We start from the raw sequence: 12,677 nt of genomic DNA on the forward strand, positions 1-12,677 counted from the left end.
GCAAGGTTGCGTGCGATCTGGCACACTCCAGGGACTAAAAAGCCATCGGAGTTTTGAACGCAATGGCTAACTATATGACGCCAGAATTCGGAATAGGTTCACGTCGTCTTCGTGGTAGGGGCAAAATTGCTTGAAGGTACGGGGTCGCTTATATGAGTGTATTTCGGCTAACATATCCAAAGGCTGGTAGAACTTCTTCCACGACTAGGAACACGAGCTGATGCGTTCACATCTTCGCTGCCTCATCGTCATCGGGTTTTTAATTGGGTACTGTAAAATCTGTTTTGCCGATCGTCCGAACTTTGTGCTCGTCATGTGTGACGATATGGGGTGGAGCGATGTTGGTTTCAACGGCGGTAAACACATCCGAACGCCACATTTGGATCAAATGGCAGCGAGCGGTCTGAATCTGACTCGGTTCTATGCTCAAGCCCCTGTGTGTTCGCCCACTCGCGCTTCGATCGTGACGGGGCGGCATCATGACCGCATGGGCGTTTACAACGCGAACAGCGGCCATCTTCGAGACGGTGAATTTACCCTCTACGAAGCTTTGGCAAAACATGGATATGCGACAGGGCACTTCGGGAAATGGCATCTGGGAACGCTTACGAGGAAAGTGCGTGACTCCAATCGGGGTGGACCGAAAACGCAAGATTATTCCCCGCCTTGGCAGCATCAGGTTCACACGACGTTCGCGACTGAGGCTAAAACTCCAACTTACGACCCGATGTGGCGGCCTTCAAAGCCATCACGAGGCGATTCTTTCACTGGCTTCTCGTCGAAAGGGTGGAACGCACTCACAGAGAACACGCCAAAAACTCTGTACGGGACTCGCTATTGGACGAGCGAGGAAACGATGGTCGATCCAGAGTCGACGGAATTACGAGGAGACGACTCGGAAATCATTACCGATCGAGCACTCAAATTTATTGAACAGCATCGGGAGCGTCCGTTTCTTGCAATCATCTGGTTTCATGCCCCGCATCTTCCGGTCGTAGCAAGCCCGCAAGATGCACAAAGTTATGAGAACGGCAGTACGTCCGCCTACGAGCGAAACTATTATGGTTGTGTGACGGCATTGGATCGACAAATGGGACGCATCCGTGCTGCCCTGCGGGATTGGGAAATCGCCGACAACACGATGCTGACTTTTTGCAGCGATAACGGTCCCGAGGGGAACGATAGAGCTCCCGGAAAAGCTGGCTCGTTTCGTGGACGCAAACGAAGTCTCTATGAAGGCGGCGTGCGTGTTCCCAGTCTCATCGAATGGCCGGCAAAAGTTAAAGCGGGATCCGTATCTTCCGTCGCAAGCTGCACCGTCGACTACTTTCCGACAATCCGTGAAATCGTTGGCTTCGACATGCCGGACGACCGTCCTCTAGACGGCATCAGTCTAATCCCAGTAATGACCGGTACAATCTCTGCCCGGCCACAGCCGTTGGCATTCCACATCCGTGGAAAAGCTGCCTGGCACGACGACAAGTGGAAAGCGATCCGTCCGGCGTCAAATGCGAGTTGGGAACTCTACAATCTAGAAAGCGACCCGAGTGAGTCGAATAATATCGCCGCCGAACATTCTCAAAAACTTCAATCGATGATCAAAGCTTGGAAGCAATGGAAGACTTCCGTGGAAGCAAGCGACTCAGGAAGTGACTATTGATGGTCAGTCATTCCGCGGACGACTCAACAATGCTTCAATGGCTTTGATCGTATCCGGTGACGGGCGAAAGTTGCCGGGACGATTTCCCTTCGCAATCATCAAGGGCGTCCAACCGAGCTTGTTCTTCTGATTCCACAACTCTGGGTCGGCTCCATGTCTGTCCAGAAAGGCAATTAGTTTCGTCCAGCTCTTGTAGGCTGCCCCATGCATGGCGTGGTTGCCAAGTTTGTCAACCGCGTTGATATCCGCACCGCGTTCTAAAAGAAACGTGACGGCTTCGATCGCTTCGTCTTCGGTACCGGCTGTCTCATCTCCATCACTTAGCACACCGACGCCCGAAGCTGCCAACAAAGGCGTGAAGCCGTCTTTGTTGGACAGACGAGAATCGGCGCCGAGTTCTAGCAGCAATTTCATCAGCGGTAGATCACCAGTTTCGGCGGCAAGCAAAAAAGGCGTGGCATCGGTTCGGTTTAACTGCCCCCGCCTGGCACCTCGACGCGGGTGTCGAATGTCGATATCAGCACCGGCATCAACAAGAGCCCGAACAAGTTCTAAACTGCTCAACCGGCCAGAACCAATCGCAGGCGGATCGCCATCGCCTCTCAGGGGCTTGCGAACCCACGAGAGAGCATGCAACGGTGCAAAACCAGAAACCTTGATATTCGGGTCTGCCCCGAGCTTGAGGAGTTCCGCCGCGAGTTCAAAGTGACCATTCTCGATCGCAAGAACGAGGGGACTTATGCCGGGGACTGGACTGTTCCCGCTCCGCTTCGTCGGCTGCATGACTTCGTTGACGTCCGAACCGTCACGGATGAGCCTCAAGACGACTTGAGTTTGTCCCTCTCGAACTGCAAAAAACATGGCGTTGAAGCCGGAAGGTAATGTCGCATCGCGATTGGCACCGGCGGCCAACAGTGTCTCGACAACTTCGACATTCCCCTCAGCCGCCGCCCACATCAGGGCCGTCTGACCGTGACGGTCCGTAGCGGCCACGTTCGCATCATGGGCTAGTAACGCTTTTACAGCTTGCAGCTTTCCGGTGCGAGCAGCAGTCATTAACGGCGTTGCACCGCCGGGTTGTGATCCGTTGGGGTCTGCACCGTGATCCAGCAACAATCCCACAAGACGCCCGTTGCCGTTCTGGCATGCAATAGAAATCGCGGTGACTCCATAACGGTTCGCGGCTTTCACATCTGCATTGGCTAACAGCAGTTTTTTCGCTAATGGAATATCTTCGTGATAAACCGCCCAGTGCAGGGCTGTCATTCCATCAGCCTGTGGAACGTTGACACTCACGTCGTTCTCTAGCAATGACTGAACCCGTGCTGTCTCTCGGGCCTTGACTGCGTCCGCTAATTTAGGTTGAGGATCCGACGACCAAGCACTACACACCGAACAGACACTGACGATGGCAAAGACTAACAGGATTCTCGAACTCACGTTTTTCATTCCCTTCACTCGTTGCGTCATCAAATGTCAAGCGGTTCGAAGAGTTCGTCGATTTCGCCTTGGCTATCAGCGAACGCGTGTTGATCAATCCCGACCCGGTTCAGCAAGGTCAAGTGGAGGTTCGCGAGCGGTGTTGGCTTCGCAAACTTAATATGTCGCCCACCCTGCATTCGTCCCGCGGCGCCGCCAGCAACAAGAATCGGGAGGTTCGTATGGTCGTGCACATTCGGATTTCCCATGCCGCTCCCGTAGAGATAGAGCGAGTGGTCTAGCAAAGTCCCTTCGCCTTCGGGCGTGGCTTTCAACTTCTGAAGAAACTCTGCGAACAACGAAACATGGAACTGATTGATCTTGGCAACCTTCGCGATTTTAGCCGGGTCGTTCCCATGATGGGTGAGCGGATGATGTGGCTCTGAGACACCAATCTCAGGATATGTTCGATTACTCGTTTCCCGAGCCAGCTGAAATGTAATCACACGCGTGATATCACCCTGTAACGCAAGAATTTGTAAGTCGAACATGAGCCTTGCGTGCTCTTGATAAGTAGCGGGCACCCCGATTGGGCGATCGAAATCCGCCTGTGGTTGCTCGACAGTGGCTCGCTCGGCTCTTTGAATACGTCTCTCAACTTCACGGACCGACTGTAGATATTGATCGATCGTCCGACGATCTTGAGGGCCAAGTTTCCGTTGAAGCCGTTTGATTTCATCGCCTAAAGAGTCAAGAAGGCTTGCTCGTTGTTTTAACGATTCCATCCGCTCGGCTCCGGTTCCGCCGTCACCAAATAGCGTTTCAAAAATCATTCGCGGATGAGCTTCTGCCGGTAGTGGCGTTGTTGGCGAAGACCACGAGAGACTATTCTGATACACGCACGCATAGCCGTTGTCACACTGCCCAACGACTGACAGCAAGTCCATGGCCATTTCCAGCGACGGTAGCTGAGTTTGTCGACCAAGATGTTGGGCAGCAATCTGATCAACCGTGGTTCCTAACCGATAATCCGAACTCTCAGTCCGCTTGGCCTGGGCAGCGCTCAGAAATGCTGCGTTCGACGTGGCATGGGTTCCCGGATAGGCGTTTTTCAGTTCCAGGTTACTGATGACTGCCACCTGGTTCTTCACGGGACTTAAGGAACTCAGACTTGGGGATAGTGTCTCCAAGGTGTGTTCGTCCGGCGGAGTCCAACTGGTGATATCACAACCCATAGGCATATAAACGAACCCGAGTCGACGCAATCGATTTGGACTAGCAACCGTATCGGCGGCGGCAGTCAGGGCTGGAACCATTGCATCTAGAAGCGGCAACGCAAGTGCCGCTCCCGCACCACGAAGGAAGGTTCGTCTCGGTATCGCTCGCTTAATAAAATTCATTGAGACATCCTCATAAGAAAGGGGCGGCTATGGACGATTCCAAGAACTATTGACGAGAAACGGAAGTCTGTTTCCCGTGCGTGATGAACGATTTTTCGGACGGCAGAAGCATCATAGTATTGAAGCCCTCGCCCAAGTGCATAGGTCATGAGTTTCTCGGTAAGCGTCGAAACGAAGACTTCGGGCCGACTGAGAAGACCTTGTTCAAGCCCTTCAACACCGTCAAACTGGTGTCCGCCTGGTAGTTCACCGGTGGCGTTCACGGGTTCGCCGAGTTCGAGTTCTCGCCAACTTCCGACAGCGTCAAAGTTCTCTAATGCGAAACCGATCGGATCAATGAGATCGTGACAACTCGCGCAGGCTTCCGCAGCGCGATGCTGAGCTAATCGTTCTCGCACCGGCAGTAGAGCCGAAACGGTGTTGTCTTCGAGATCCGGGATATTCGGAGGTGGCGGGGGTGGCGGAGTGCCGAGGATGTTTTCGAGAATCCATTTTCCTCGGATGACCGGCGAGGTGCGGTTCGCGTAAGAAGTGACCGTTAGGATGCTACCCTGACGCAGCAAGCCGCCGCGATGAGATTGTGGATCGAGCGATACTCGTCGAAACCGACTACCGTAAATATGAGGGATGCCATAGTGTTTGGCAAGACGCTCATTCAGGAAAGTATAGTCGCTACGAAGAAGTGTGAGCACACTGCGATCATCGCGAAAAACACTTTCCAGGAACAACTCGGTTTCTTCCCGAAATGCCTGACGAAGATTGTCGCCAAAGTCTGGAAACAAACGCGCGTCCGGCACGGTGGCATCGAGATTTCTTAGATATAACCACTGACTAGAAAAGTTTTGAACTAGCGTTTGGGACCGCTCGTCGGCTAGCATCCGTTTCGTTTGTTGGCTAAGTATTTCCGAGTCATGGAGTTGGTTGCTTTCTGCGAGACTGAGCAACTCGTCATCAGGAATGCTACTCCACAAAAAGAACGATAGTCGCGATGCAAGTTCTATGTCGCTGATTTGATAGGGCACTCCTGGCTTGATCCCGTTTGGCTCGGCTTCGATCCGAAACAGAAACTCGGGATGGACGAGAATCGAAGCCAGTGCAACCTCGATTCCGGCCTCAAAACCATTTTTGTTTGCAACCTCATGAAATAAACTCATGGGCTTAACGAGATCTTCAGATTTCACGGGACGCCGTATCGCCCGACGCAGCAGTCGTTCAATAATTTCTTCTGCCCGTTGCGTTGTATCATCGGTCTGCTGGCTAGGAGAGCCGAATATGCGATTTCGGCTTGGTGTTGGACTTGGCGTCTCTGGGTTAAAGGGCCCAACAATAGACACTTGATAAACAGCCGGTCCAAGCCGAGGATGACGATACATATTATAATGCACATTCAATGGTTGCCGACGCGTTTCGAGCAGAGAATGATCCTTTGCGATAAACGTCGCAGCGATCTCGTGGGCTCCTGCCTTCATATGCAGCCGTTGCTTTAAATGTTGATCCAGATTCGCATGCGAGACCTGGGAGTAGCCGTCGCCTTGGGACTTTCGACTCGGCGGTTTCACTTCGAACTTCGCGACTCTTTCAAGATCACAGAGAATCTCCAACTCATGCGGCTCGGAAAGTCCTTCGATATGCTCGTTACGATCTCGCGACAGCCGTACGCTAATCTCGTATTCACCGCTCCGGGGAAAGTTGTGACGGAACGCAACGCCGCCACGTGTCCCCAGAGGCAAACCATCTAGGTGGTGGTCTTGTGTGATGTCCGGCCGGACACGGACGGTTCGAACATCGGGCGTTTTCCCGACCCACCCGATCGCTAGACGACTGATCTTCTGCGCCGCCGAAACATAGCGGTTGAGGTGACTCGGCGACAATTCCCCAGTTGTCACGTTGTCAAAACCGTGACTGATTTCGTCGCTAGGAAGTAAGGCCGCTGCGTCAATCTCTAAGTCGAGTAAGTCGCGAATCACATTCTGATACTCGAATCTCGTCAGTCGTCGGAACGTCTGTGTGCGTCCGGGTTGGGGATGGGTCTCGGAGTAGTGATCCAAACTGCTCACGAGCTTCGTTAGAGCTGTTTGAGTCTCGGCTTGAGCAGGTTGCACCATTCCCGCCGGCGGCATCTGTCCGGTGCTGAGTTTCTTGACGACCTTTTCCCATCCGGGTTGAGAAACCCCGATCTGCTGCGTCGCTAGCATCTCCAGGTTGAAATTGCCTGCCGGGTCGTCCTTACTATGACAATCGAAACAGTAAGTACTGACGAGTTGCTGGACAGCCGGGTGGATTTCTGGCGTCTGATCGGCGACAACCTGGGCGCCACAAACCATAAAGACGGCTATGGTTGTCCACAGGATTCGGTTTGATATGAGATGATCCATTGAGCGACCGCAGAAGAGTGTCTTCGGATTGGATGCATCATACTGTACCAATTTCGCAAAAGAATTGGCGAGCGAACGTGACGAGATTTCCGACGACCGAGGAATTCGTCCAAGGCTGATACGTCGAATTTGCGAGACGTCGATGCATCGCCTTGGTCGCGACAATTTGGTGACAACCCGACACAATGCCGCTCGAAGTTTGATCGATGCATCGGACGCCGATCGTGTCGATGACGGATCGAGCCTGCTGCCGGTCACGACTTAGGTGTCACCGTAGTCCAGAATTTGAACAGGCTCGGTTCGCGTGTCCTACCGGACACAGCGAATCCTAAAGTGGCCTAGTGATCGACCGACTTCGGAAGAGCACCAAGGGCTGCTCGGAGTCGTGCGAGAGAACGAAAGTAGTCGGCCTGAGCAGCCACGACTTCAGACCGAGCATCAGCGGTTGCTTGTTCGCGGATGTTGACCAAAATCAGGGTGCTTTCGCCTTCCGCAAAGCGTTCTTCTTCCGCAAGTTCCAACTCTTGGGCCAATTCGAGATTCGCCTGAGTTTGCTCGATTAATGCGACGTCTGCTTCGAGTGATACCAACGCCATCTGAACTTGGGTCGCAATCTTATTGCGAGTGAATTCTTCCTTCGCACGCACTTGTGCAAGTTTCGCTTCGAGCGACGTTTGCTTCCCAATCGCCTTACGACGTTGGAGTGGTACACTCAGCAGCAAATGAGTATCGAGTTCGAGCGGTTGTTTGTTCTCTTTGCCTTTGTCCTTGCGAGGATCGCCGACATCTTGCGAGACGACCGTGTACCAATCCAACTCGGGGAGCGCCAAGTTGCGGGCTTGGTTAAGTTCGACAGAAAGACTTTGTTGCTTCAGAAGCAGTGAAGCAAGTTCCGGTCGTTGACTCCAAGCAGCTTGAATCAATGCATTGCCTTGCGAGGCGTCGACGGGATTGACGGTCGGAAAGTCCTTAGGCAAATCCGACTCGCTAGGCAGAATCGGTTCGCCTTGCGGAGTACGCAGGAACAGCGAAAGTTTCACGCTCGCAAGTTGGTACTTCTGACGAGCGGAGATCAATTTGGAACGTCGCGAAGCGATCAAACGTTGGTTGTCGACCAATGCAATTTCGGCTAAGTCGCCTTCGTCCACGCGTGTCTGAACTGCTTCTTGCCGAACGTTGGCAAGTTCGAGGAGATCGGATGCGATTTGCACGCCTTGCCCCGCAGCCACCCAGTCCCAATACGCGACGGACCCAGACAACAGATAGTCAATGAGTTCCGTCTGAATCATCGGCTGAGCAGCGGCTTGCTCGATGTTCGCGACACCCAGATTTGCCCGACGCTCGTCGATGAGCTTGTCTTGCATCAAAGGCAGATTGATACCCGCTTTGAACTCGCCACCCTCGTCGGTTTCCCGTCCTTTGTACCATGGTTCGAAGAACCCGCGACCGATCCGATACGAAGCGAACACGTCCGCTCCGTTCTTCATCAGCGGTTGTTCAAGTCCGAGGTAATGACGGTAGTTCTCGTAGAATCCTAGCGGCGCTTCAAGGGCCTCCGCCTTGGCTTTCGTATCGAACGCCCCACTCGCAGAAATAACGTTACCATATGCGATCCACTGTTCTTGCCGTGCCGCTTCCAACAGCGGATATGCGCGAACGATGGAATCGAGAACTTCGTCGAGAGTCAACGGCCCTTCGCTGGGAAAGCCTTCAGACTGAGTCGCGAAGGAATCGTCTGTTTCATCAAATGCCGGCAGAGGCGCGATTTCGCTGTTGTCCGTCTGATCCGATTCCTCATGCGCCGCGAGTTGAACCGAAGTTGTCGCGGTTGCCTCTGGTTGAGATTCCGCAGGCAGTTCGGACACGACCCCGCGGTGCTGATGACGGGCAGTCGTGACCGCGCGGTCACTCAATTCAACGGTCGAACAACCCGCCCCAAACAGCGAGAGTACGCATGTCCAAAGGACGACGAATTTGCGCACCATCGGAGATCTCATCAGAACCAAAATACGAGACGAACACTGTTTCACTGATCGTCATAATCGGAAATGGTTCTCCAGATGTTCTCCGGAAAGTGCCGGCAAAACGGGATTCTTTGCTCTAACTTACTTATTTTCCCACCTTAACGGGGATTTTCTTCGGCTTATCGTCGTCGCCGCTTTTGACGCTTTGTGGGAAACCGTTGAGCTGTCGCCACAGTTCGTAACCTAAAGTGACACGATCAAGCAGGATCCAGCCATTTGCGCGGACCCCCTGACGCAGATAGCGATCATCAGGCCACGGTTGATCTTCAGGGTCGGCAAGAACGATGACGCGAAAGCGGCCTTTGTTGTCATCGGTATTGTCCACCGATGCGACGGTGCCGCCGAAAGTCCCCACTGCGACCGAAGGCCAACCGGAGAACTGAACCGCAGGCCAACCCTCGAATTGCAATCGCACATGACGACCAGGCTCGACAAGCGGGGCATCGTTTCCATCGACCCAAATCTGAACGGCACGTTCTCCGCCCCGTGGCACCAGCGTACAGAGCTTGTCGCCTTCCTTCAGGATCTTCCCTTCCATAGCGACTAAGTCCTGAATATACCCGGCACGCGGGGCCGTCACGATTTGATTCTGCTGCCGATTGACGGCAATTTGAGCTTTCGCTAACTCCTGCATTGACTTACTGAGTTCGCTTTGACTCTTCGCAATCTTGCTCTGCGACTGAGCGATCTTCGCTTTGACATCTTGAAGTTTGGCGTCGGCAGCGGCGATTTCCGCCCCCCACTTCTGAAGTTTGGATTCTCGTTCCTTCTTCTTGCCGTCAACTTCTTTCATGCTAGCTTCGAGTTCGGAATTCGCCACACCGAGCGTGGCAACCGCCCCGAGATATTTCGCCTCGACTTCTTGAAACTTCAATTTCGAAGTCAGACCTTTTTCGGCCAGTCGCTCCTGACGATTGCGGTCGATTTCTAGTTGGTTCCGTTCCGCCTCGGCTTTGCGAACCTTTTCTTTGGCGGCGACTACCTTTTGTTCTGCCGCCAGAATGAGGGCGTCGGTGGCTGCTAAGTCGGCATCTCGGGCTAACTTGTAGGTCTCGATCATGCCCTCTTGAATGGGAAGAATCGCTTCCGCCGTCCGCAGATTGGACTTCTCCGCCGCGAGTTGTTGTTCGTACGAATCGACCTGGTTTTGTGCCAAATCGCGTTGTTGCACAAGCGTCGTGAGGTAATTGGGGTCCAGGTCTTGAATCTCTAAGATGACCTGCCCAGCTTCGACGTAGGCGTTCTCGTAGATACCTTCCCCCCACCGGGAAACTCGTCCTTTCGCCGGAGCACCGAGGACTTGTTGCCGATCGAGCGGCGCATACGCGATCACATTGCCACTGCCACTCACTGTCTGTTGCCAGGGTGCAAAGAGCAGCAAGATGATCGTGATGAACATCAGACCGATCAACAACCTCGCGATCCGTCGAGCCAAACGCGACGACCGAGCCAGCCGCAACGCAGGCAGTGCCTGATCGCAGTAGGTTGTCTCCGTCATCACCATTGTCGATTGAGTTCGTTCATCGAGCATGTCGGGAGGGGCTTTGTATTAGGGACAAGGCGATTCGCAGGTATGTCATCCGCCGGCAAACGTGTTCAAACGACGACTGGCGTTTCGAGATAGGCGATTTTATCACAACGCTCGGCAACTTTGCGTCGTGCGGTGAGCACGATCAAAGTCCAAGGCAGTTTTTTACTGCTCAGCCGCTCGAAGAACAGTGCGATGTCTGCGGAGGACAACGAATCGAGAATTCCATCGATAACAAGCAGTTTTGGACGTCCGGCAACCGCACGTGCCAAGGCGAGCAAACTTGCCTGGCGTTGTGACAGTGGCAACCCGGCGGGCGTCAGTTTTGTTTCCAGACTGTCGGGCAAACCGAGGATTTCTTCATAGATTCCAACAAGTCGCAAAGCGTCTTGCACATCAGTTGTGGTGACACCGGTTCGCTCGAGGTGGATATTCTCGGTCACAGTTCCGGTAAAAATTTCTGGATTCCGTACAAGGGCAACGTGATGCCGTAGCACATCCGGGCGAATGTCCCGCGGGTTAAATCCATCGATCTCCAAACGTCCCGAAGTCGCAGCTCGCAAACCAAAAAGAAGATCGCTTAGCGTAGTCTTCCCGGCACCGCGTTCGCCGTAAATGGCCAAGGACTCTCCTGGCTCAACTTCGGCAGTAAACGGTTTCAGCCCACGACCAGTCGACGGATGAATATGCGAAACGGCCGCAAATTGAACCGATGCCAACTTTGAATGCGGGATCAGCAGCAATCCATCGCGACGTTCGAGTGGCAAATCCAGAAGCACACCAATTTTATCGACGGCTGCCAACAAGTCATAGAACGATTCCAGGTGTTTCCCCAATTTCGCAAAAGCACCGACGATCACAGCGACAATCAACTCGGCTGCAACCAATTGTCCAAGAGTAAGTTGCCCTTGGATCACAAGCCATCCGCCCAATCCAAGCAACGCAGTGCTGGTGATTGCTTGAACAGTCAGAGCGAAAGCAATCTGGCGAAACAGAACCTTAAAGTGTTTGCGGCGGTCTTCCAAATACTCGGAGACAAGCAAATCCGAGCGTTCAATGGCGAATTGTCGTCCACCACCGTAGCGGAACGTATGAGGGCAGCCCACCACGGATTCGAACCATCCGGCGATGTAGTATTTCCGTTTGGATTCTTTGACGGCACTCTTGACCGCACCACGCCCAAGACCAAAAACAATCACACCGATCATCGCCAGTAAGACGGCATCGAAGCCCAGCAGCCACGGGTGATAGAACGCAAGAACTGCCATCCCCACAAATGTTCCCAAGACAATCACAACCGCATCGAGCAACAGCCCTGCAACCGCCTTTTGCACGGTGACAACATCGAAGAAGCGATTCACCAATTCGGGACCGTCGTGATCGTCAAATGCGCCAATCTGGACCCGCGGAAGCCGACGTGCAAGTTCCCCGGCAATACGGACGAACAACCGCCGCTGGATGATTTCCACCACGAATGTCTGCAGAACACGAATCGCCGCAGAGAACGCGAGAAACGCAAACAGCATTAACGCCAGCACCAAAACCGGTTGTAGGAACCGGCCGAATGCCACAGTGTTGACAAGGGCTTCCACCGCCACAGGTGTCGCCAGAGTCAGCAAACCGACGATCATTGCGAATACCAGAACGACCCAAATGTCAGGCCATTCCGGGCGAACAAGCTGGACCAATCGCTCCAGTGGCGAAAGCCCGACGTGATCGGGGCGTTGAACTGGCTTGACGGGGTCCGAGACGACACAGCGAATCGACAGCGGATTATCGGTGTGACTCACCATCCGCTCGAAATGTTTCGGCGAGACCGTTCTCTTATTGGGGTCGGCGACTGTTTGGTCGGTGAAACTCACCGTGTCCACTTGTCGTCGCTTCAGTTGGGCGATCAGCCACGGTGCCTCCCGATGGGGCAGATAAGTGGCGACACATTCCCGATTGAGGACGAGATTGGTCATCTCGACGGGTTCTACGTCGAGAACGGTAAGTTCCATGTCGAGACTTCGAGCCGCCTCAACCAACCACCGCCACCAGGTCGTCTTCACCTCACCTGGCCAGGCGGTCATTGCCTCGCTCACTGCGCGACGCACCGCCGCACGGTCCATTGTCCGTTTCTGCGACTCCAGCAGCCGTGTGAGTAACTCGACACACGGCGTTGTCTGCCGCGCACAGACTTGTTGTTCATTCCGGCCTTGGAGGTCCTGTTGCGTATCCATCGATCATCCGAAGTTGGAACTGCGCGGTTGCCGTTCGTTGACAACTCTG

The 12,677-nt window shown here is 53.8% G+C and carries 8 protein-coding genes; 2 read left to right on the forward strand and 6 right to left on the reverse strand.

The window, feature by feature from the left end; translation table 11 throughout:
- Nucleotides 1-220 precede the first annotated feature (220 nt).
- Nucleotides 221-1,660, forward strand: coding sequence for a sulfatase family protein (locus tag AC5DDB_RS00610; protein WP_491737723.1), 1,440 nt, complete (start codon nucleotides 221-223; stop codon nucleotides 1,658-1,660).
- 3 nt (nucleotides 1,661-1,663) lie between these two features.
- Here the strand turns inward: AC5DDB_RS00610 and AC5DDB_RS00615 are convergent, their stop codons facing one another.
- From AC5DDB_RS00615 to AC5DDB_RS00625, 3 genes are read right to left on the reverse strand one after another with little or no spacing between them, the layout of a single operon-like run.
- Nucleotides 1,664-3,100, reverse strand: coding sequence for an ankyrin repeat domain-containing protein (locus AC5DDB_RS00615; protein WP_491737724.1), 1,437 nt, complete (start codon nucleotides 3,098-3,100; stop codon nucleotides 1,664-1,666).
- Between the two features lie 29 nt (nucleotides 3,101-3,129).
- Nucleotides 3,130-4,470 (reverse strand): DUF1552 domain-containing protein, encoded by a 1,341-nt coding sequence (locus tag AC5DDB_RS00620; RefSeq protein WP_491738053.1) that lies wholly within the window; start codon nucleotides 4,468-4,470, stop codon nucleotides 3,130-3,132.
- A 5-nt stretch (nucleotides 4,471-4,475) separates the two neighbouring features.
- Nucleotides 4,476-6,854: a DUF1592 domain-containing protein gene (locus AC5DDB_RS00625; protein ID WP_491737725.1), complete on the reverse strand. Its 2,379-nt coding sequence runs from the start codon at nucleotides 6,852-6,854 to the stop codon at nucleotides 4,476-4,478.
- A 142-nt stretch (nucleotides 6,855-6,996) separates the two neighbouring features.
- On the opposite strand from AC5DDB_RS00625, the gene AC5DDB_RS00630 reads away from it, so the two are divergent.
- Nucleotides 6,997-7,119 (forward strand): hypothetical protein, encoded by a 123-nt coding sequence (locus AC5DDB_RS00630; RefSeq protein WP_491737726.1) that lies wholly within the window; start codon nucleotides 6,997-6,999, stop codon nucleotides 7,117-7,119.
- A 73-nt stretch (nucleotides 7,120-7,192) separates the two neighbouring features.
- Here AC5DDB_RS00630 and AC5DDB_RS00635 read toward each other — a convergent pair whose 3' ends face one another.
- The 3 genes from AC5DDB_RS00635 to AC5DDB_RS00645 all read right to left on the reverse strand — a co-directional run bounded on the left by AC5DDB_RS00635 (nucleotide 7,193) and on the right by AC5DDB_RS00645 (nucleotide 12,628).
- Nucleotides 7,193-8,839, reverse strand: a complete 1,647-nt coding sequence (locus AC5DDB_RS00635) for a TolC family protein (RefSeq protein WP_491737727.1) — start codon at nucleotides 8,837-8,839, stop codon at nucleotides 7,193-7,195.
- Between the two features lie 124 nt (nucleotides 8,840-8,963).
- Complete coding sequence (locus AC5DDB_RS00640; protein WP_491737728.1) at nucleotides 8,964-10,376, reverse strand: HlyD family secretion protein; 1,413 nt, start codon at nucleotides 10,374-10,376, stop codon at nucleotides 8,964-8,966.
- 98 nt (nucleotides 10,377-10,474) lie between these two features.
- Nucleotides 10,475-12,628 (reverse strand): peptidase domain-containing ABC transporter, encoded by a 2,154-nt coding sequence (locus AC5DDB_RS00645; RefSeq protein WP_491737729.1) that lies wholly within the window; start codon nucleotides 12,626-12,628, stop codon nucleotides 10,475-10,477.
- Between the last annotated feature and the right edge of the window lie 49 nt (nucleotides 12,629-12,677).

The sequence above is a fragment of the Thalassoroseus sp. genome, from assembly GCF_984380535.1.